The organism is Devosia sp. UYZn731 (genome assembly GCF_040546795.1).
In the GTDB taxonomy this organism is placed as follows: domain Bacteria; phylum Pseudomonadota; class Alphaproteobacteria; order Rhizobiales; family Devosiaceae; genus Devosia.
This window is the reverse complement of the sequence record NZ_JBEPOL010000001.1, coordinates 254,132-273,921: the sequence shown is the minus strand read 5'-3', so window position 1 is coordinate 273,921 and position 19,790 is coordinate 254,132. Positions and strand designations below refer to the sequence as shown.

General features: G+C 61.5%; 19 protein-coding genes. 10 read left to right on the top strand and 9 right to left on the bottom strand.

Annotated elements, in window-relative coordinates:
• Positions 1-3: 3 nt before the first annotated feature.
• Complete coding sequence (locus tag ABIB57_RS01285) at positions 4-2,181, bottom strand: histidine kinase dimerization/phosphoacceptor domain -containing protein (RefSeq protein WP_354038041.1); 2,178 nt, start codon at positions 2,179-2,181, stop codon at positions 4-6.
• A gap of 317 nt (positions 2,182-2,498) precedes the next feature.
• On the opposite strand from ABIB57_RS01285, the gene ABIB57_RS01280 reads away from it, so the two are divergent.
• Positions 2,499-3,899: a DUF1800 domain-containing protein gene (locus tag ABIB57_RS01280; protein WP_354038040.1), complete on the top strand. Its 1,401-nt coding sequence runs from the start codon at positions 2,499-2,501 to the stop codon at positions 3,897-3,899.
• 2 nt (positions 3,900-3,901) lie between these two features.
• A complete protein-coding gene (locus ABIB57_RS01275) occupies positions 3,902-5,128 on the top strand; it encodes a DUF1501 domain-containing protein (protein WP_354038039.1) in 1,227 nt (408 codons plus the stop codon).
• A 141-nt stretch (positions 5,129-5,269) separates the two neighbouring features.
• On the opposite strand, the gene ABIB57_RS01270 is transcribed toward ABIB57_RS01275, so the two are convergent.
• Positions 5,270-7,036, bottom strand: a complete 1,767-nt coding sequence (locus tag ABIB57_RS01270; protein WP_354038038.1) for an SLC13 family permease — start codon at positions 7,034-7,036, stop codon at positions 5,270-5,272.
• 205 nt (positions 7,037-7,241) lie between these two features.
• Between ABIB57_RS01270 and ABIB57_RS01265 the strand changes: the two genes are divergently transcribed.
• Complete coding sequence (locus ABIB57_RS01265) at positions 7,242-7,928, top strand: DUF2270 domain-containing protein (protein WP_354038037.1); 687 nt, start codon at positions 7,242-7,244, stop codon at positions 7,926-7,928.
• 179 nt (positions 7,929-8,107) lie between these two features.
• On the opposite strand, the gene ABIB57_RS01260 is transcribed toward ABIB57_RS01265, so the two are convergent.
• The 3 genes from ABIB57_RS01260 to pdxR form a co-directional block, all read right to left on the bottom strand.
• The gene (locus ABIB57_RS01260) at positions 8,108-8,428 is read right to left on the bottom strand and encodes a DMT family transporter (RefSeq protein WP_354038036.1); all 321 of its coding nucleotides are present in this window, start codon (positions 8,426-8,428) and stop codon (positions 8,108-8,110) included.
• A 55-nt stretch (positions 8,429-8,483) separates the two neighbouring features.
• Positions 8,484-8,939, bottom strand: coding sequence for a carboxymuconolactone decarboxylase family protein (locus tag ABIB57_RS01255; protein WP_354038035.1), 456 nt, complete (start codon positions 8,937-8,939; stop codon positions 8,484-8,486).
• A gap of 99 nt (positions 8,940-9,038) precedes the next feature.
• Positions 9,039-10,460, bottom strand: coding sequence for a MocR-like pyridoxine biosynthesis transcription factor PdxR (gene pdxR, locus ABIB57_RS01250; protein WP_354038034.1), 1,422 nt, complete (start codon positions 10,458-10,460; stop codon positions 9,039-9,041).
• Between the two features lie 110 nt (positions 10,461-10,570).
• Between pdxR and ABIB57_RS01245 the strand changes: the two genes are divergently transcribed.
• Positions 10,571-11,191 carry an FMN-dependent NADH-azoreductase gene (locus ABIB57_RS01245; protein WP_354038033.1) on the top strand — a complete coding sequence of 207 codons (621 nt, stop codon included), beginning with the start codon at positions 10,571-10,573 and terminating at the stop codon, positions 11,189-11,191.
• Between the two features lie 237 nt (positions 11,192-11,428).
• Here ABIB57_RS01245 and ABIB57_RS01240 read toward each other — a convergent pair whose 3' ends face one another.
• Both ABIB57_RS01240 and ABIB57_RS01235 read right to left on the bottom strand, forming a co-directional pair.
• Positions 11,429-11,962 carry an invasion associated locus B family protein gene (locus ABIB57_RS01240; RefSeq protein WP_354038032.1) on the bottom strand — a complete coding sequence of 178 codons (534 nt, stop codon included), beginning with the start codon at positions 11,960-11,962 and terminating at the stop codon, positions 11,429-11,431.
• Positions 11,963-12,160: 198 nt separating this feature from the next.
• Positions 12,161-13,045 (bottom strand): AraC family transcriptional regulator, encoded by an 885-nt coding sequence (locus ABIB57_RS01235; protein ID WP_354038031.1) that lies wholly within the window; start codon positions 13,043-13,045, stop codon positions 12,161-12,163.
• A gap of 258 nt (positions 13,046-13,303) precedes the next feature.
• Between ABIB57_RS01235 and ABIB57_RS01230 the strand changes: the two genes are divergently transcribed.
• From ABIB57_RS01230 to ABIB57_RS01215, 4 genes are read left to right on the top strand one after another with little or no spacing between them, the layout of a single operon-like run.
• Positions 13,304-13,894 carry a TetR/AcrR family transcriptional regulator gene (locus tag ABIB57_RS01230; RefSeq protein WP_354038030.1) on the top strand — a complete coding sequence of 197 codons (591 nt, stop codon included), beginning with the start codon at positions 13,304-13,306 and terminating at the stop codon, positions 13,892-13,894.
• Positions 13,891-14,283 (top strand): VOC family protein, encoded by a 393-nt coding sequence (locus tag ABIB57_RS01225; RefSeq protein ID WP_354038029.1) that lies wholly within the window; start codon positions 13,891-13,893, stop codon positions 14,281-14,283. The genes ABIB57_RS01230 and ABIB57_RS01225 overlap by 4 nt, the downstream gene beginning before the upstream one ends.
• 32 nt (positions 14,284-14,315) lie before the next feature.
• Positions 14,316-15,128, top strand: coding sequence for an alpha/beta fold hydrolase (locus tag ABIB57_RS01220; RefSeq protein ID WP_354038028.1), 813 nt, complete (start codon positions 14,316-14,318; stop codon positions 15,126-15,128).
• Positions 15,125-15,346, top strand: coding sequence for a DUF4287 domain-containing protein (locus tag ABIB57_RS01215; protein WP_354038027.1), 222 nt, complete (start codon positions 15,125-15,127; stop codon positions 15,344-15,346). Before ABIB57_RS01220 ends, ABIB57_RS01215 begins: the two co-directional genes overlap by 4 nt.
• 583 nt (positions 15,347-15,929) lie before the next feature.
• Here ABIB57_RS01215 and ABIB57_RS01210 read toward each other — a convergent pair.
• Entirely contained in the window at positions 15,930-16,934 is a 1,005-nt protein-coding gene (locus ABIB57_RS01210) for an isopenicillin N synthase family dioxygenase (RefSeq protein ID WP_354038026.1), read from the bottom strand.
• Between the two features lie 197 nt (positions 16,935-17,131).
• Between ABIB57_RS01210 and ABIB57_RS01205 the strand changes: the two genes are divergently transcribed.
• A complete protein-coding gene (locus ABIB57_RS01205; protein WP_354038025.1) occupies positions 17,132-17,884 on the top strand; it encodes a GntR family transcriptional regulator in 753 nt (250 codons plus the stop codon).
• Here the strand turns inward: ABIB57_RS01205 and ABIB57_RS01200 are convergent.
• Positions 17,881-18,594: a GntR family transcriptional regulator gene (locus ABIB57_RS01200; protein ID WP_354038024.1), complete on the bottom strand. Its 714-nt coding sequence runs from the start codon at positions 18,592-18,594 to the stop codon at positions 17,881-17,883. The genes ABIB57_RS01205 and ABIB57_RS01200 overlap by 4 nt on opposite strands.
• A 202-nt stretch (positions 18,595-18,796) precedes the next feature.
• Between ABIB57_RS01200 and ABIB57_RS01195 the strand changes: the two genes are divergently transcribed.
• The gene (locus ABIB57_RS01195; RefSeq protein WP_354038023.1) at positions 18,797-19,783 is read left to right on the top strand and encodes an isopenicillin N synthase family dioxygenase; all 987 of its coding nucleotides are present in this window, start codon (positions 18,797-18,799) and stop codon (positions 19,781-19,783) included.
• Positions 19,784-19,790: the final 7 nt, after the last annotated feature.

Sequence of the window (19,790 nt, the reverse complement as noted above, 5' to 3'; positions counted from 1 at the left end):
CAGTCAAACACCGGTCTCTTCGATCGGTGCGGTGATGACGATCTGCAGGCCAGGACTGGCCTCATTGTAGGCGATTGTACCCCCAAGCCGATCGACCATCGCCTTCATCATCCGCGTGCCAAAACCCGCCCCGGGTTTGTGATCGCCCTGGCCCCTGTCGGCAACGACAAGAGTGAAACGGCTGCGATGCTGTTCGAGGCTCACCGACAGCGGCCCGGGCAAGCCTGCATAGGCATATTTATTGGCGTTAATAATCAACTCGGTCAGCACTAGGCCGATATTGATCGCCCGGTCGGCGGAAATCAGTACCGGGGCGAAATTGGCCGTGAATTGCTTCTGCCAACCATCGCCCATCGAGCCCTGGATATCCTGGCACAGCTCTTCGAGGTAACGACCCAGATCGATAGTTTCAAAATTGTCGTCGCGATACAGGCGCTTGTGAACCAGCGCGACCGCTGACAGGCGTCGCTGCGCCTCGTCGAGCTGCACGCTCAGAACGGCATCGTTGACCGAGCGCGCCTGCATGTTGAGAAAGGACGACACCAGTTGCAGGCTGTTCTGCACACGATGGTTGACCTCCTTGACCAGGTAATCCTTCTGCCGGAGCAGGCTTTCCTTGTCGGCCAGCGTCGCGGCCAGGTCGCGATTGAGGTCTTGCAGGCGCCGGTTTTGCCGCGCCTCGAATACAGCATTGCGTAGTCGGTGAGCAGCTTCAACCTCGGCCAAGGTCCAGGGTCTGGATTTGCCGCGCACGGTTTCGCTCCAGGCCTCGAAAGAGGCCCGGGGCGTGAGCGCAACATTGGGGTCGCGCGGCACCGCCTTATGCGGGTTGCCGGCCCATTCGATGACCTGAAGATGTTCGACCCGAAACCAGATGAAGAGGCTGGCTTCATCGCTCGATATGGCAATGGCTAGTACGCCGCTGGCGCGGTCCTGATACGCCTCCGCAGCCGGGAACAGCGCCGGCAGGGTATTGGTCCGAAATGCTTCGATCCGGGTCTGGCTGTCGAGCCAGGCGGCCAGGTCGAGCACCTGTTCGGGCGTGGGACATATGCCGGTCAGCTCGACCTGCTGGCCGCGGACTGTGGCAAAGCCTTCGGCTCCCAGCATTTGCCGCATGTCCTCACGCGTTGCCGGGTCGGGCTGGTCGAGCGGGCCGTGCCGGTCGAGATGGGCGACGATGGCATCTTCAGCGCTGCGCAGGCGCAGACGTTCGCGATAGTTTTCCGCTTCTTCCTTGGCTCTGATCTGGCGTGACAGGCTGCTGGCCAGCGCGCGGCAGGCGATGCGCACGTCATAGGTCAGGTTGCGAGGGGTCATATTGTGACAGGCCACCAGGCCCCAGAGCACCCCATCCTTGACGATGGACACCGAGGCCGAAGCACCAACCCCCATATTCTTGAGATACTGGATGTGGATGGGCGAGACGCTGCGCAGAGTGACATCGCTCAGGTCGACTAGTTGATGTCCGGCCGTTGCCGGTCGAATGATCGCCGGCACATAGGCGACATCGGGAATGACCCGAACACGATTGCGCACATAAAGTGCCCGGGCCTGGCGCGGGATATCGGAGGCCGGGAAATGATGGTGCAGGAACGAATGAAGTTCTGGCGCCTGGGCTTCAGCCATGACGCATCCGGCATCACTATCGAGGAAGCGATAGATCATGACCCGGTCAAACCCGGTCAGCTCGCGAAACAGCAACGCCGCGTCCTGGCATAAGCTGGTGATATCCGCGGCGCGGGCAAACTTCATGCCGGCGTTGTCCAGCAGGGTCAGCACGCCCCCCGAGGCCGCGGGCTGCTGCGGCGCCGGCTCGAGTTGGGCCAGGATCAAGTCGCTAGAGCGATAAAGCGACACGTCGAATGTTTCCGTTTGGCCACGCACCTGTACGAGGCTTACCGCGCTGGCACTGGAGTGTTCCACCGGCTCAAGGAGGCCACGGATATCCTGCCGCAACAGATCATCTAGAGCTTTTCCGAGCCAGTCCGGTTCCAAGCGTGCCTCGATATCGCCGGCCCCCGCGGTAACCCGCAGCGTACGCTCATCGGCAATCAGCAAAAGGCCATGCGGCTGGATCGAGCCGGGAACATGGATCGGCTCGACGTCGCATAATGTGATATCGGGCTGCTCGGCACGTTGCGCCTCTTGATCGGCGCCGTGGGAGAAAACTGGGGGCACGGGACTACCGGGTTGAGCCCTCCGGTGAGTGACCATCCACAGGATGAGGCACTCCTACCGTCGCTAAAGCAATGGGATGTACAGGCCGCACAGAGCAGCGCGGTGTCCACAAGTGTACGGCAACGCCCAGGCCCGTACCCCATGTCCACCCAACACCGTTATCCCGTGCCCCCACACGATGAGGTTGCCCCGCCGGGCCATCTTACCAAATAGTCATCTGATGGACAGGTCAGGGTCAGTCTCTGACTGGTAGGGTAGGTCTGCAACTGGATTCGCGTCAAATCCGTTGCGTTTCAAAGTCCCAGAAGGACTAGACCATGACGATTTCATCCGCAACCACTGCATTTTCGCGTTTCGGCCTCGGACCGCGCCAGGGAGATCTGGTGGGCCTATCGGACCCCCGCGCCGCGCTATTGGCTGAACTGAACGATGAAGCGGCGGGGCAGGTGGTGGGCTCGGAGCTATCCGACAGCCCCACGCTGTACAAGTCCGTTCGCCTCATTCAGGCCGCCCGCCGCAAGGCCCGGCAAGAGTCTGCACAGTCTGCGGACACCATGCCGATGGACGGGACGTCCACGGGTGCGGGGTCTGTGGAGACGACGACCGGCCTCTCGATCCAGCAGATTGCGCAGGTAGAGGGCAAGGCGCGGTTGCGCGCGGTCAAAAGGGCCGACATCGGCTTCGTGGAGCGCCTGGTGGCGTTCTGGACCAATCACTTCGCCGTCGAGGCCGGCGCCAACCAAGTGGTCCGTGTGCTGGCCGGCGCTTTCGAGCGGGAGGCCATCCGCCCGCATGTGCTCGGCCGGTTCGGTGCCATGGCGTTGGCGGCAACCCAGCATCCGGCGATGCTGACCTATCTCAACAACGCAGTATCGGTCGGTCCTGAATCGCAGCTCGGCGAACGCCAAGTCAGGGGGCTCAACGAGAACCATGCGCGCGAGCTCATGGAGTTGCATACGCTGGGCGTCGATGGCGGCTACACCCAGGCGGATGTAACCTCGCTGGCCAAGGTGCTGACCGGCTGGAGCATCGGTGCACAGCCGCGCCAGGTTGATAGTTATGGTCAGTTTCTGTTTCGCCGACAGGCCCATGAGCCAGGACCGCAAACAGTATTGGGCACAGTGTACCGGCAGCCGGGCCTGGCGCAGGGCGAAGCCGTGCTGGCAGACCTTGCCGCCAATCGTGCCACGGCCCTGCATATTGCCACCAAGTTCGCGCGGCATTTTGTGTCTGATGCGCCCGACCCCGCACTGATCGATCGGCTGGCCACGGTGTTCGTGCAGTCTGACGGCGACCTTAAGGCGCTGGCGATCAGCCTTGTAACCGCCGATAGCGCTTGGTCTGCGCCGGCCAGCAAGTTGCGCACGCCGCAGGAATTCGTCTGGTCGGCGGTGCGGGCGCTCGATCTCGACCTTCCCCCGCGCCGGGTCATGGCCATGCTGCGCGATTTGGGGCAACCGCTGTGGGACCCGCCGTCACCTGCGGGCTTTCCCGACGATGCCGCGACTTGGCTGGCGCCCGATGCCATGACCAATCGGCTGGACGCGGCCGAGCTGATGGCAGCGCAGGCCCAGGGCCCCGACGACCCGCGCGAGTTCGCCCAGGCGGTTCTAGGCGACGCCATGTCGGCGGACACCGCCACCGCCATCCAGCGGGCCGAAAGCCGCGCGCAGGGCTTGGCCCTGATGCTGATGAGTCCCGAGTTTCAGCGGAGATGACCATGGACACCAATTGCCCCCAATATGGGCTGCTGCATCCCAGCCGCCGTATGTTCCTCGCTTCGGCCGGTGCTTTCGTCGCCTGGGCGAGCCTGCCTCGCCATGCCTATGCCGGCACGCGCGACCCGCGCTTCATCACCATCATCCTGCGCGGCGCCATGGACGGATTGGCCGTTGTGCCGCCGATCGGCGATCCTGACTATGCCACGCTACGCGGCGAACTGGCGATCGGCGCGCCTGGACAGGAACAGACGCTGGCGCTGGACGGTTTTTTCGGGCTCAACAACGCGATGCCCGGCCTGCATGCAATGTACCAGGCGGGCGAGGCGCTGATTGTGCACGCCGCGGCGACCCCCTATCGGGATCGTTCGCACTTCGATGGGCAGGATGTGCTCGAAAGCGGCATGCCGGGCGCCAAGCTCAGCGCTAGTGGATGGATGAACCGGGTCGCCGAGGCCATTCCGGTGGGCGAAGGCGTTCGACCGGTGACCGGATTGGCCGCCACGCCTACAGTCCCATTGATACTGCGCGGCGCGGCGCCAACGCTCACCTGGACTCCCCCAGAACTGCGCCCCGCCAGCAGCGACACCCGTGATCGGCTGCTGGATTTATACACCCACCAGGACCCAGCCATGGCCAAAGTCCTGCTGGCTGGGATCGAAACCGATCGGCTCGCAGGCGGTAGCGACCCCATGCGGACCGGCAAGGGGATCGCCGCGGCGTTCGAGCAAATCGCGACCGGCTCGGCGCGTCTGCTGGTGGAGGAGGATGGCCCGCGGATCGCGGCCCTCAGCTATGACGGCTGGGACACCCATAGCCAGGAAGGCGCCGAAAGCGGCCGGCTGGCCGGCCTGCTGGCCGCTCTCGATGGCGCTCTGGGCGCGATCAAGGAGACAATGGCACCCGTGTGGGGTGATACGGTCATCGCCGTCGTCACCGAATTTGGCCGCACCGCAAAGGCCAATGGCACGGACGGAACTGACCACGGCACTGCCACCACTGCTTTCCTGCTGGGCGGTGCCGTCAAGGGGGGGCGGGTGGTGGCCGACTGGCCCGGGCTCAAGGACAATCAGCTGTTCGAGGCGCGCGACCTGGCGCCGACCATCGATCTTCGCGCCGTGCTCAAGGGTGTTCTCCGCGACCATCTGGGGCTGAGCGAAACCGTGCTGGCCACAACCGTTTTTCCTGACAGTATTGGTGTCAGGCCAGTGGATGGACTGGTGGTCTAACGAGCGAAGATGGCGGGCTTGTTGATCGAGGTGACGGAAAACTGCAAACGCCGACCTTCTCCTGCACGACGAGAACCTCGCTAAGGCTGCGTGCACGTCGTGGAGATTTGCGGCCGCGCCGCGCCCCAGTCTGCTGGCACGCTAAATTGCCCAAACCAGCAGCAGCATCGGCACTGAGACCAACACCACGAGGATGGACAGCGGCAGTCCCAAGCGCCAATAATCGCCGAACCGATACCCACCCGGACCCATGACGAGCGTGTTGCATTGGTGCCCGATTGGCGTCAAGAAATCCGAACCGGCGCCAATCGCGACCGCCATCAGAAAGGCCTCCGGACGAAAGCCGAGGTCGGTCGCGAACGTGGCGGCGATCGGCGCCATCACCAGAACGGTTGCGGCGTTGTTGAGGAATGGCGTGACCGCCATGGCGGCAACCATGATGAGGGCAAGCGCCCCATAGGGTGGCAGAACGCTGGCGACACCGGACAGCCAATTTGCGATCAGGTCGGTGGCGCCAGTGGTTCTGAGTGCGTCACTGACGGGAATGAGAGCGGCGAGCATCAGCAGGATGGGCGCATCGAGGTTGGAGTAGACGTCGCGCAGCGGGATGGTGCGGGTCACCACCATCATGACCGCGGCCGCGAAGAAGGCGATGGGAACCGGCACCAGTCCCAGGGCCGTGCTGCCCATGGCCAATGCCAGGATGACGATCGGCACCAGCCCATTGCGGACGCTGCCCAGCTTGAGGTTTCTTTCCACCAGTGGCAGGCAATCCCATTGCCGCAGCAAGTCGGGCAGCTCGTTAAGGTCCCCCTGCAGCACGATCACGTCGCCATTCTGGAACTTGATCTCTGCCAGACGTTCGGTGAAGCGCTTGTCCCGACGGCTGACCGCGAGCAGGTTGAGGCCCGTCATATCGAAGAAGGTCAATTCGCGGGCGCTGTGTCCGATCAGGCTGGAGTGCTCGCCAATGACGGCCTCGACGACACCGGTATCGGCTGATGCGACTTCGGCGTCGCGCCGCTCGGAAAAGGCGAGCTTGCCTTGGGCGACCATCTTGTCGAGGGCTTCGGCCTCTCCCTCAAGCAGCAGCAGATCACCCGCCCGCACGACGAAGTCGGGCAAGGGCGCGCGGCGCTTGCCGGCCGCCGAAATGATGCCGATGATCATCGCCTGGCCACCGCCAAGCGCCTGCACGGCACCGACTGTCTGGCCGACGCTGGGCGAGCCTTCGGGGACCTGTGCCTCCGTGGTGTAGTTCTTGATCTCGATCGCCTGATCCATGGATCGACTTTCGCGCACCCGCTCCGGCAGCAGCTTGTAGCACACGCAGAGAAACACCACGCCCACCAGGGCAAGAGTGGCGCCGACCGGGGTGAAGTCGAACATCGTGAACGGGGTACCGGTCAGGTCCTCGCGCACGCGAGAAACGATGATGTTCGGGGACGTTCCAATCTGCGTCATGAGCCCGCCAAGCAGCGATCCGAAGGACATGGGCATCAGAAAGAGAGAAGGCGAGACGCCTGACTTGCGTGCCATCTGAAAGGCGATGGGGATCATGATCGCCAGTGCACCGATGTTCTTGATGAACGCCGAGAGAATGGTAACGACCAGCACCAGAACGATCAGTTGTGCCCGTGGGGTGGTGACGTTTGGCGCAAACCGGCGGATTGCCACCTCCATGATCCCGGAACGGGCGACGGCAGCGCTGACGACAAGCGCGCTCCCCACGATCACCACGATATCGTCCGAAAGCCCGGAGAATGCTGCATCGGGGGCAACGACGCCGACGGCTACGGCAGCCAGCAATGCCCCCGCGGCAACGAGATCGTAGCGCCATCGTCCCCACACGAAGGCGACCATCATGAAAAAGATGATGGCGAAGGCAAGGATCTGGGGTGTGGTCATCGATAGCGCTCCGTGAGCACGATGAACGCTGTAGCTTCAAAAAGAGCGCTATCGGCGCGGAGGAATATTTCGGCAGCGACCCGTCAGCGACGTGCAACCTTTGAGCGGCGTACTCGCTTCGGCTTGGTGATGGGCGCCATTCGCAGAGCTGGCGAGACTATGGCCGGTGCCCGACAGGCCTATGGAGACAAAAATGGGTCCGCAAATGGACGAGATCGTACCGCTGATCGTTGCACCGACCCTTCCGACTAGTTCGGCGGAAACGACGACGTTGATGACCCACTATTACCGAGCCGAAATGACCCGCATGAACGCCTGGCGGGCCCGCCTCGATCTCACCAGCAATTGGTCGATCACCGTGGTGGCTGCCCTGCTGTCTGTCTCCCTCTCGACGCCAACGGCCCATCATGGGCTGGCCCTGTTCGGAATGGTCATCATCCTGTTGCTGCTGTTCGTCGAGGCGCGGCGTTACCGGTTCTACGATGTCTATCGCATGCGCATCAGGCAGTTCGAGCGACATTACTTCGGGCAATTTTTTGCGGCAGACCCCAAGGGCGGATCCGAGCCTTGGCTTGTTATGCTGGCACAGGATCTTCGGCATCCCAAATTCAGGATTACGTTGATGCTTGCGCTACGCCGTAGACTGCGGCGCAACTACATCTGGATGTTTCTGATCCTGCTCTGTGCCTGGCTTGTCAAGATCGCATCTCCCGACCTGCAAGCTGGCGCCAATCTCGATCCAATGAGCCCTTTCGCGAATGGCCTCACTCATGCGGCCATCGGCCCATTGCCGGGTTGGTTCGTAATGGTCATGGTCGCAGGATTCTATATCGCGCTCTGTGCGGCTTGCCTCAGAGGCAAAGACCGCGGCGGAGACGAAGTCCACGTCTAGTGCGCCCGGGCCGGCTGTACCAAAGCATTCCACGCCACCATCCCGGGTTTAATGCATGCCCCCATAACGAACCGCCGCTAAACCTGCTGCCAGTCAAGCGGGTACCAGTACCGCAACGCGGGCCCATCGCGCCTTAAAAAGGATGGTAATCGCCAATCTTGTCTGCGCTCATCACGTGCTCAGTTCGCCGAGACCAGCTTAAGACCGATGACCCCGGCGATGATGAGCGCGATGCAGAGGATGCGCGGTGGCGAGGCTGCATCGCCCAGGACTGCGATGCCCAGGATGGCGGTTCCGGCAGCGCCGATGCCGGTCCAGACGGCGTAGCCGGTGCCCATGGGCAGGGTGCGCATGGCGAGCGACAACAGGACGACGCTGGAGAGGCCAGTACCGACCGTGAGCAGGGCTGGGATCAAACGCGTAAAGCCCTCGGACGACTTCATGGCGAAGGCGAAGCCGATTTCGAGCAGGCCAGCAATGCTGAGGAAAGCCCATGCCATGGGATAGCTCCGTTGCTTGGTGGGGGTGGCGAGCGCACTGGCGCTCGCCATGGGTTTAGGCGTTCGCGGCAGCGGCTGGCGGGACGCGGAAGGCGATGCCGAGACGGTTGAACACGTTCATCAGGCCGATTGCATAGGTCAGGTCGGCCAGTTCCTTGTCGCTGAACTGGGCGGCGGCGGCCGCATAATCGGCATCGGGGACATGGGTTTCGGACACGCGGGTGACGACTTCGGCCCAAGCCAAAGCTGCGCGTTCGCGAGCGGTGAAGACCGCGCCGGCATCGCGCCAGGCCGGCACGAGAACGAGCTTGTCGACGACGAGGCCGCCCTTGGTGAGGTCGCGAGAGTGCATGTCGATGCAATAGGCGCAGCCATTAATCAGCGAGACACGCAGATAGACGAGGTCGATCAGTTCCTTCGGCAGGCCGGACTTTTGGATGGCGACATAGACTCCGCCCAGGGCCTTGAAGCCTTCGGGGGATGCCTTGGCATAATCGAGACGATTGCTCATGATGACGTCCTGTGTTGGTTGAGGACTGCATCTAGCGAGGTCATGGTCTAGGCTTGAAGGGCCAAGATCGGTCATATGGACTAGGCCATAAACGAGCCGTCAAAGCAATTTGGCGATCCGCTGTCCCAAGGCTTCCGCGCTGCTTTGGGTCACGACATTGGTGAAATTGACCAGCAGTGCGTCGCCACGTCTTTCGTTGATCATCCAGTCTGAGAGCGCTTCGGCGTAAAGGCCGTCGTCTCGCATGCGGGCGACGATCTCGCGGTCGGACTGTTCGCCCTGCAGTCGCAGGATCAGGTGCATGCCGCCGGGTGGAGAGTCGATGCGGACGCGATTGCCGAGAACATTGATCAGCCCTGCAATCGTGGCGGCGCGGCGCTCTGCGTAGAGTTTTCGCATGCGCTGGATGTGGCGAGCAAAATGGCCCTCGGTGATGAAGGCGGTGACGATGGCCTGGGTCAGTGCGGGACTGCCGCCGGTCGACACTTGGCTGACCCGTTCGAAGCGTTCGACCTGGGATTGCGGCACGACCAGGTAGGCGAGGCGCAGGCTGGGCAACAGCACCTTGCTGAAGGTGCCGGCATAGAGCACGCGCCCGTCGCGATCGAGGCTTTTCAGCGCTGGCAGCGGGCGGCTGACATAGCGATATTCGCCGTCGTAGTCGTCCTCGATGATCCAACTCTCGTTACGCGTGGCCCAATCGAGCAGCGCCAGCCGCCGGGGCAGCGACAGCGACACGCAAAGCGGGCTTTGATGGGCCGGCGTCACCACGGCAGCTCGAGCCTTGGGCGCCATCCTGATGGCTTTTACAACCACCATACCATCACCGTCGACCGGCACCGGGACCGGCGCAATATTCATCAGCGCCAGCAGGTCGCGTGTTGGCGGATAGCCGGGGTTTTCCAGCCAGACGCTGTCACCCTCGTTGAGCAGCGCGTGGGCGACTAGTCCGATGGTGTGGCGATAGCCGGAGGTGACGAAGACTTGCGCCGGGGAGCAGGTAATGCCGCGCGATAAATGCAGATAGGCGGCGATCTGGGCGCGCAGGGCCGGGATGCCATAGATGGGGGGATGCACCATATCTGCCGGCTGCATCGCGCGTACGGCGCGGGCGCCGAGTCGGGCCCAGATCTTGCGCGGAAAGGCATCGAGAGCGGGCAGGCCCATCTGGAATGGCAGGACGGAATCGGGCCGGAAACTCGTCTGCGCAGCAAGGCTTTTGGGCGGCGGCAAGGGGGCGGCGATGGCGGTTCCCGGCTTGAGGTCCGGCGTTACCACCGTTCCCGCCTGACCGCGCGCCTGGATATAGCCTTCGGCCGCCAGCAGCCCATAGGCGGTTTCGATGGTGCCGCGGGCCAGGCCGAGTTCCTTGGTCAGGGCACGGGCCGACGGAATGCGGTCGCCCGGCTTCAGCACGCCGCTGGCAATGGCAGCGCGCACGCGGTCATAGATCTGGCGATAGAACGGCTCGGCAGCATTGGGGTCCAATGGTGAAAGCGGGACCGGTTTCGTTGAAGTCATGGCCTAGTCCTGATGTTCGTTCATGGCCCTTCGGTATAGGTCATGGGTTTTGTAGTCCTTGGCCCACAGCGCGTCCAGCACTTGGCGCGGCAATACCCGGAGCCGAGCCGATGAAAACCATCCTGCATGTCAGCTGCAGCCCGCGCGGACAGGACGCCGAGAGCTATCGGCTATCGCAAAAGATTATCGGGCATCTTCAGCGGCAGGAGCCCGCGACGATTGTCGTCGATCGCGTGATCGGCGACGGCCGCTTGCCGTCCGTCGATTCCGACTACGCTCTGTCGCAGGGCTCCGCTGCCGATGTGTCGGACCGGGGTTCCATGATCCTCTCCGAGCAATTGGTGGGCGAAGTGGAAAGCGCCGACGTCATCGTCATCAGCACGCCGATGCATAACTACACGGTGCCGGCGACGCTCAAGACATGGATCGACCATGTCGCCCGCGCGCGCCGTACGTTCGATGTCGGCGCGGCAGGGAAGGTGGGGTTGCTGCGCGACCGGCAGGTCTTTATCGCAATCGCCGCGGCCGGGCGCTTTTCTGGCGAACGCGCCCGTCAACCCGATTTCCTGACGCCTTACCTGCAGGCCATCCTCAACATGATCGGCCTGCACGACCTCACTTTCTTTTCGGTGCAGGGCACTGGCTCAAGCCCGGACAACGTTGCCCGCGCTCGCACCAGGACCGATGAGATTTTGGAAGACTATTTCGACGTGTCCATACCGGGGGCGTAAGCGGAGGAGGGGTGCTCAAACCTACGTTTGCTGGCTCCAACGACACGTCGTCATTCGCCTGTTGCGATTTTGTGGCTGGTCACGAGGTGAATGGGGAGGCATAAAGTGCCATCGTGAGTGTTGTGGGGTGGTTAGCCGAAAGTCGGCTTCTGACAAAATGGGCCGATAGCTGACGGACGGCTGTCGGCACTGGAGATAGCTTCAAAGTGCCTCCGCGTGCCACGCTTTGAAGGGCGTCTATTTGCAGGCGCTGATAAGCTTGTCGATGGCGGCAGTGCTGCCCTTAAGCGATACCGTTCTGGGTGGGAGATCAACTCCCTTGAGTGTCACCTCGACCTCGTGGCCTGCCTTCAACAATGAGACGATGGGACCCCCCATTTCCACATAGGCGGCAAAGGCCCCGTCCATTTCCTCAAAGAGGACGTCGGCGGTAAGGCTTTTCCCATCTGAGGTCAGCACCAAGGTGCTCGAAGCAGGCGGGTTGGCACCCATCCCTAAACCATTACCATTGTATCGGATGTTGCCGCAGAGCAGGCGAAACGCCGGACCAGTTTCCGTTTCGCTTTCACACGACGACGCGACCATAACCGGCCCTCCCTCGTCTTCTTCCATTTGGGCCGACCAGCCACAGGTATCTGCAGCGGGAGCTGGCGTCATTGCAGCAGCTTCGTTCTGTGCGACCACCGAAGTCGCGGCATTGATGAGCGGGTCGGCCAGGACGGGGCTGGCAGACAGAATGGCGCAAAGGCCGAGGGTAAGTGTGAGGCGCATCGTTTGGGCTCCATTGGTTGGTTCCTATGTCAAGCAAATCACATGTCTGGAGGATGAACGAGCCGCCCACGGCAGCTTTCGTGAAACGACCTTTGCAGCTTCAAGGTCCGAAATAGGGTCGGAAGTGGCCACTTGGGACTTGGAAAACGGCCTGCCTGTTGCGTAGAGCCGAAGAGGACAGGCCGCCATCAGAGGGTGCTATTTCAGCGGAAAAAACAGCTCCACGACGACCTCATATGCCGGTACATCGGGGATGAGGGCGAGCCGGCGTTGACAATAGATCGGGAATTCACGGGCTTCCTCGCCGCTGGCGGGAAACCAATCGCGGTAGAGGTAGAGTGCGGCGGGCTCCAGATTGTTGGTATTGCCGGGATAACGCAGCACCGCGCAGCGTCCTCCAGGGATCACGCCAGACTTCACCTGCGTGTCGTGGGTCCCGATCGGCAGGTCGGTCGCGACACAGATGTCCATGCTATAGTCGGCAGGCACCGCAGGTTCTCTTTCGGAACGGAAGACCATGAAACTGGGACTCGTCTCCGGGGTCAGGCCGGCCGCCTTGCGCCAGGCCCTGAAGCGCTGGAAAGTGTCTCCGAGCGTCGCCCGGTCTCCGCGATGCTCCATGATCGCCACAGGCGTCGGGTGCACATCGCGAATTGTCACGTCGTCGGGATCAAAGGTTATCTGCATGAGCTTGTTCCTTGCATTGTCGAGCGGCCCGAAGGCCATGAGCCACGCTCCCCAATCGGGAGATTTTCGGAACGAAGAAGGCGACTGCCCGAACCGTTGTCGAAAGGCGCGGGCGAAGGCATCAGGCGCGTCGTAACCGGCATCCATCGCTATATCGGTGACGCTTTGGGCGTCCGTCGAAGCCAGCCCGTGCGAAGCACGCTTCATTCGGGCGAGTTGGACATAACGGTGTACCGACAACTCGAAGGTCGCCGTGAACTGCCGGTGGAAATGGTATTTTGAGAAAGCGGCGATCCGGCTCAAAGTGTCCAGGTCCAGATCGCCATCAAGATTCTGGCCAATGAAGTCCAGCACCCGCAGCATCCGGGCGTGATAGTTTTGTGGCGCCGTCTTCATCGTCGATTACTCCGTAGCGGGCACCATCTAGTCGCAGAAAGCCATCGGGTGCTCCACCGATCTTGCGGTTGTGGTTGAGCACCGAGCCCGCAGCCACTGCTGCAAAATATCATCGTAGAGAGCATGACCCAACCGGCGCCCTTGTCGCTGTCGAAGGCGCACGTGACCCACATTAAGCCCAGACAATTTTGCCGCTCAGAAAGCTTGACCGCCCCCCATACCTGCCGGTATGTTTGGCCATACCAGTGAGTATGTTCGATGAGTTCGGAACTTCAAGATAGTCGAGAGCGATTGCTTGTTGCAGCGATCAATGTGATCCGCGTGAAAGGATATTCCGCAACGCGGGTCGACGATATCGCCGCCTCGGCAGGGGTCACCAAGGGCAGCTTTTTCCACCACTTTGCGACGAAGGAAGATTGCGCGCGGGCGGCGACCGTTCATTGGAGTGCGCTGTCAGGAACCCTGTTCGCCGACGCGCCGTACCAGCAATTGACAAGTCCTGCCGCGAGGATTTTGGCGTATATTGACTTCCGGATCTCGCTGTTGACCGGCCCGGTGACAACCTACACTTGCTACGTTGGGACGGTTCTCCACGAGGTACATGATACCCACCCCGCTCTGGCTGCCGATAGCGCCGCCTCGATTCTGCAAGATGCCGTGAGGCTCGAAGCCGAACTGACTGAAGCGCTTGGGCCGGGCAGCGACGCGCACAGCCTCGCCATCCACATTGTGGCGACGATCCAGGGAGCGCTGCTCATTGCCACGGCAGAAGGGGGCAGCCACGGCGCGCGTGCCAGCTTGGCTCACCTTCGAAGATACCTTGAGCACTGTCTGGGAGACGCAGCATGACTGATACAGAAGAGCCTACACGGGTCGTGCCCTACATCACGCTATACGGACGAGCGCGCGAAGCGATCGAGATATGGGGACGCGCGTTCGGCGCGGAGGAAGTTGCGGCGTTTGAGGAGGACGGACACCTCCGCCACGCCGAGGTTCGCATCAATGGCGGTCCGGTGTTCCTGACTGACTTCAGCATGGACCCATTGCCTGCCTTCCAGCCCACGCCCAGCATATCTCTACACTTGGAAGTCCCGGACGGCAGCGACTGGATGGGGCGAGCCAAGGCGGCGGGCTGCCTTGTTCTAACCCCATGGCAACTCATGCCACACGGAGGCTTCGGCAGGATGACGGATCCCTTCGGCGTCATTTGGTCGATTTCAAGCAGGAACCGCGCCTAGAGCGCTATCGGACCCTTCATCGGAGAAAGAAAATGAACACACAGGACATTTCTGGCGATGGCGTAAGGGTGACCATTTCAGACGACGGAACCAAGATCGCATATGAGACGCGTGGTGCTGGACCAGCCCTCGTCATGGTTGGGGGCGCTCTGAATGACCGAGGCTCTCAGCGCCCCTATGCGGAGCAGTTGAAATCAACCTTTACGGTTTATACCTATGATCGCCGAGGTCGCGGCGACAGTGGCAACACATTGCCCTACGGCGCCAAGCGTGAGGTGGAAGATCTTGCGGCGGTGATTCAAGCTGCCGGGGGCGCCGCATATGTGTTTGGTCACTCATCGGGTTCGTTCATTGGCTTACTTGCAGCCGCATCCGGCGTTCCGATTATGCGGCTCGCGACTTATGAGCCGCCCTATGCAGCCGACGAAGCCGGCGATGCGCTGAATACGCAGATCATGGTCACGCTTGAGGGATTGCTCGAGGCCGGACAATCCGAGGAGGCTCTTGCGTTCTTCTTCAGCACGACCGGGATGCCACCAGCTGTCATTGAGCAGCAGAAGCACACCCCCCATTGGCCGGCGCTTGTCGCGAAGGCACCAACGCTGATCTACGACTATAAGCTCAAGACTGCCTGCGGCGATGCACGTGTCCCTACCGGCGAGCTTTCGCAGGTCGCCATCCCGGTCCAGGCGATGGCCGGCGGTGCGAGCCCTGACTGGATGCGGGCTTCGTCCAGGCGGGTCGCCTATGCGGTCCAGCATGGCACCTATCTCGAGGTCCCCGGACAGGGGCACATGGTGCCGCCCGAGATCGTCGCTCCTCTTCTCCGGGCGTTCTTCTCGTGAGCGCCGTTCTTGATGCCCGTGCAAAAGCCATGGTGGCGGCCGTCGAACTGAACACGGGCAGAAACGTGGCAGACTTTGCCAAACTCGCAGCCTCCAAAGGGCTGGGGGGAAAAGAAACCAAACCTGGCCCCATCATATCGTGGCTCAAAGAGGACTTTGGCCTCGGACACGGTCAGGCGATGGCAATTGCCCACGCCATCAGGAGCCGGATCGAGTGATCTCCGATACCTGAAGTTGGACCTCGCCGGGTTATAAAACGCCGTTTCGTTTAATCTGGATGGCCTGCTTTTGGCGCGCCGTGCATATCGATCATTCGGCGACGGGCTATCTGATATGGCGACCATTTGGCATGGCGGGTTTGAAACCCGCAATTAAGTTCCAATCGCCGAAAGGGTCGAGGCTGTGTGAAAACTCCTGATCATGTATTATTTGGCACTCCCTCAGAGGCGTTGTTGAAACTGCTGACCGTTAGCACGTGAGGTTTCTGCCCGCCGATCTTGAGGATGGTAGATGCTGACGACCCGTTCGCATCAGCGATGAATTTGTAGACTATCTCGATCTGACCGAACTCAGCTTCGCGCGCTTGGTGTTCAATGCGCCCACAACATCGAGCAGGCCACCCGACCTCTGCCACTTCCCGGAAGCTGCCATTCCTTGATCGGCTCATGGCGACTGTCGTGGGGTGGTTAACGGACTGGCAGCTTGAGGCCCTGCGGATGCGAATATCTGCCGTTCGAACCAGCTGGGAGGTCAGTTGTCCGGCCGGCGGTACTCGCCGGCCGGTCCGCGCACCCTCTAGAGTTATTCAGCGGCGGCCGGTTTTGGCGTCGCGGTGGCGATGGCGTTTTCTTTTTCGTACATGTAGTCGCCGGCCAGAATGGGGTCGTATTCGGTCTCACCCTTACACGTCGGGATGCACTCGATGGTGGTGTCGTAGTTGGGGTGCAGGAAGTAGGCGATCGATTGACGGGGGCGGGGAGGGCCGGAGGTGGTGCCGGGGTTGACGACGCGGTGCATGTTGGAGAGCCAGCGGTCGTTGGTCCAGCGCTGCATCATGTCGCCGATGTTGATGATGAAGCCGTCTGGGATGTAGGGGACGTCGACCCAGTCACCGGCCAGCGTCCGGACCTGGAGACCGCCCGGGGCGTCGGTGGGCGCCAGGATCGTGAGGCTGCCATAGTCGGTATGCGCGCCGGCGCGGAGCTGGCCCGGCAGCGGCGGGGTTGGCTGAGCGGGGTAATAGATCGAGCTGACGATCGAGAAATGATGGTCGATCTTGTCCTCGAACCAGTTCTCCTCAAGCTTGAGCGCGACCGCAAAGATGGACATCAGTTTGCGGGAAAGCGCTTCCATCGCCGCGTAATATGCGGCGCCTGTTGCCTGGAACTCGTCTGTGGCTGGCCACAGGTTGTCGCGATGGAAACGGCGCGCTTCGCTGGTGTTGAACACAGCCTGCGACAGGTCGGTCTGACCGATCATGAAGTACTCGCGCAGGTCGGGCGGCGCTTTCTCGCCTTCCTTGGCGGCCAAACCCGAGGCCGCGAGGCGATGGTAGCCCTGCTGAGTGCCCGGAGCCGCCAAAACCGAGGTCTTGGCATCGACCGGACCTTCAAAGAAGTCCTTGGAGATGGCGAACCATTTCCCGAGCAAATCCAAATCAAAACCATGGCCGGTTATGACCAGGAAGCCGATCTCGCGATTGGTCTTGTCGACCAGTTCGCCCAAGGCCCGCTTGTCTTCCTGCGAGCCGTCGAAGAACGGGCTGATGTCGATGATGGGTACCGTATCCAAACCTGCGGCGGTCATGGCAGCTCCGATTGTGCACAAAATTATGCGCGATCTTACGCATGATCTTGTGCGGCTGACAAGCGTGTGTATTTTGGTCCTCGGCCAATAGACCGGCAGGTGCGTTTGATGCAGGCCGTTGCAGACCGAACGATGAAACCGAACCATGACGGATAGTGGCCGTCGGTCTATGATTGTCGCCTCAGGGAGTTCACGCGTTGACTGATTCACCGAAGAAGATTCAGGCCAAGGCCAAACGCGATACGGCACAGGCTTCGCTGACCCTGCGGCCGGCAGGATTGAATGCCAGCGAGGTCATGCTCTTTCAAAGACTGGTGGATTCAATTGCCGAAAGGCGACTGGCCCCGGGGGCCAAGCTGCTCGAGGATGAATTGGCGGCGACATTTGAAGTGAGCCGCGAGCGGGTTCGTCGAATTCTCCTCGTTGCCTCGCAGTATCGGATCGTCAAGCTCGAACCCAACAAGGGGGCCTCGGTCGCCCGGCCCAGCCAGAAGGATCGCAAGGAAGCCTTCGCCTTGCGCATGCTGCTTGAGCAGCAAGTCGTACGGCTGCTGGCTTCCGTGCCCGTCGCCCGACAGCGGGTCATTGTGGGTGAGCTCCGTGAGCACATAGATGAGGAACGCGCGGCGCTGGCGAACGGCGACCGGAAGCTGCAGATTCGCCTGTCGGGCGAATTTCACCTGAAGATGGCACTGCAGACTGGGAATTCGCTTCTCACCCAGATGCTGCAGGAGGCGGTGACCTTCCTGTCACTGGCCCTGGCCGCCCATGCCTATCACCAGAACCTCGACTGTTCGATCGGGGAGCACACTCAGCTACTCGACGCCATCGCCGCCGGCGACGTGCAAAGGGCCGACGGTTTGCTGGTGGACCACCTCGGTCACCTGGAAGACGACATGGCCTATAATATTTCGGTCGCGCAGGACGACGAGAAAACGCTCGATATTTAAGATATCAGGATGTCCGGCCGCAATAATCGCTCCTCAGGTTTTCCGGCCTGGTCGCGAATGTCCAGTTCCTTCTCCATATCGAAAAGGCACTGGTCCATGACCTTTGCCGCCGCGGCGCTGTCACCGAGTTCGATTGCACCGATAAGCGCCCAATAGCGCGGCGGCGCCGAAGCCAGTCCCCTGGAGGTGCCGTATAGTCCCAGGATCAGTGAGGTGCGCAGGATCAGCCTCTCAAGGGCAATGGAAAGGGCCTCGTTGTGCGCGAGTGCGGCCAGCGAGCGATGGAACATGCTGATGCCGTCGATCGCGAGTTCCCGACGCCCCATGCTCCACTCGCGCTCTCGCTCGACGATGATCGCCTTGAGCATATTGACTTGTCGCGTGGTAATCGTCCGCGTGACTATCTCGGTCGTGGCACGCTCTATGACCTGGCGGGCGGCGAACACGTCCTGGGCTTCTCGAGCTGTTGGCGCCGCGACAAACGCGCCGCGATTTCTTTTTTGCTCGACCAGGTTTTCGAACGCCAGATGTTGAAGCGCGATCCTGATTCTGGCTCTGCTCGTGCCGAACTGTTCGGCCAGCAACTCCTCCGGCAATTTCGTTCCTGCCGCCACTTGCCCGGCCGAGATGGCCCGCCTGACGGCGAGAATTATGCGCGTTTCGGCATCCAGATCCGCTTCATCGCCCCCACCTGCATAAATCTTAGACAAGAAAAATCCCTTTGCCCGCAAAACAGGCGATGTTTGCCTGCGAACTACTCTGGTTTTGTAAACAAAACATAGCGGATCGCCGACAATCCCTGCTTTCCTGACCAGAGGTTCGCTAACTCATTGAAATACAACACTTGGCATAGCGATTGCAATGTTGGTCGCATGGCACCTTGATCGGCCAGATGACGCAGGAGACACCGCTATGACCATGAAGTCTATCCCGCTGATCGATATCTCCCCGTTCCTGGATGGCACCGAGGCCGGCATGGAGGCCGTCGCACGCGAAGTTAAGCAGGCCTGCGAGGAGATCGGCTTCTTCCTCATCAAGGGCCATGGCGTCGACCAGAAGCTGATCGACGCCACCTACCATGCAGCCACCGATTTCTTCCATTTGCCACTGGCCGACAAGCTGGAGATCAAGCAGCCATCGCCGCAGGTTCCGCGCGGTTACACGCCATTCAAGGGCGAAACCCTTTCGGCGAGCTTGGGCAAGGCCGCACCGGCCGACCTCAAGGAAATGATCGATCTGGGACCAGTCGATGTTCCGGGCGGCTCATATTTCGAGGGCCCCCAGGCCGGGCACTTCTTCGACGACAATCTCTGGCCGTCAAAGCCTGCCGCGTTCAAAGACATCATGCAGGCCTACTATCGCCGCATGAACCGGCTCGGCAACGACCTGATGAGCATCTTCGCTTATGCCCTGGATCTGCCGGACAATTTCTTTTTCGACAAGCTCGACAAGAACATCAGCGCCGTTCGACTGATCTGCTACCCCGAGCAGAAGGAGTTGCCCGAGCCGGGGCAACTGCGCGGCGGTGCGCACACGGACTATGGCACGCTGACCATCCTGATGTCGGACAAGGCAGCGGGTGGTTTGCAAGCGCAGCACCGCGACGGCTACTGGGTCGATGTCGTGATCGAACCCGGGACCTACGTCGTCAATATCGGCGACATCATGCAGATCTGGACCAACGATCAGTGGGTCTCAACCATGCACCGTGTGGTCAATCCGCCAGCGGAGCTGGCGGACACATCGCGCCGGCACTCCGTCGTGTTCTTCCACCAGCCCAATTACGACGCCCGCATCGAGACCTTGCCGTCCTGCTACGACGCGGTCCATCCCAGCAAATACCAGCCCATCGCCTACCATGAGCACTGGACGCGCAAGTGGCTGGCCACGAAGAACTAGTGGGCCG

What these genes read in the sequence shown, in the direction of transcription:
- ABIB57_RS01260 (WP_354038036.1), bottom strand. Translation starts at nt 8,428, where the DNA reads ATGGCATGGGCTTTCCTCAGCATTGCTGGCCTGCTCGAAATCGGCTTC.
- ABIB57_RS01265 (WP_354038037.1), top strand. Translation starts at nt 7,242, where the DNA reads ATGGACGAGATCGTACCGCTGATCGTTGCACCGACCCTTCCGACTAGT.
- ABIB57_RS01220 (WP_354038028.1), top strand. Translation starts at nt 14,316, where the DNA reads ATGAACACACAGGACATTTCTGGCGATGGCGTAAGGGTGACCATTTCA.
- pdxR (WP_354038034.1), bottom strand. Translation starts at nt 10,460, where the DNA reads ATGACTTCAACGAAACCGGTCCCGCTTTCACCATTGGACCCCAATGCT.
- ABIB57_RS01240 (WP_354038032.1), bottom strand. Translation starts at nt 11,962, where the DNA reads ATGCGCCTCACACTTACCCTCGGCCTTTGCGCCATTCTGTCTGCCAGC.
- ABIB57_RS01255 (WP_354038035.1), bottom strand. Translation starts at nt 8,939, where the DNA reads ATGAGCAATCGTCTCGATTATGCCAAGGCATCCCCCGAAGGCTTCAAG.
- ABIB57_RS01235 (WP_354038031.1), bottom strand. Translation starts at nt 13,045, where the DNA reads ATGAAGACGGCGCCACAAAACTATCACGCCCGGATGCTGCGGGTGCTG.
- ABIB57_RS01195 (WP_354038023.1), top strand. Translation starts at nt 18,797, where the DNA reads ATGACCATGAAGTCTATCCCGCTGATCGATATCTCCCCGTTCCTGGAT.
- ABIB57_RS01210 (WP_354038026.1), bottom strand. Translation starts at nt 16,934, where the DNA reads ATGACCGCCGCAGGTTTGGATACGGTACCCATCATCGACATCAGCCCG.
- ABIB57_RS01225 (WP_354038029.1), top strand. Translation starts at nt 13,891, where the DNA reads ATGACTGATACAGAAGAGCCTACACGGGTCGTGCCCTACATCACGCTA.
- ABIB57_RS01245 (WP_354038033.1), top strand. Translation starts at nt 10,571, where the DNA reads ATGAAAACCATCCTGCATGTCAGCTGCAGCCCGCGCGGACAGGACGCC.
- ABIB57_RS01275 (WP_354038039.1), top strand. Translation starts at nt 3,902, where the DNA reads ATGGACACCAATTGCCCCCAATATGGGCTGCTGCATCCCAGCCGCCGT.
- ABIB57_RS01280 (WP_354038040.1), top strand. Translation starts at nt 2,499, where the DNA reads ATGACGATTTCATCCGCAACCACTGCATTTTCGCGTTTCGGCCTCGGA.
- ABIB57_RS01230 (WP_354038030.1), top strand. Translation starts at nt 13,304, where the DNA reads ATGAGTTCGGAACTTCAAGATAGTCGAGAGCGATTGCTTGTTGCAGCG.
- ABIB57_RS01270 (WP_354038038.1), bottom strand. Translation starts at nt 7,036, where the DNA reads ATGACCACACCCCAGATCCTTGCCTTCGCCATCATCTTTTTCATGATG.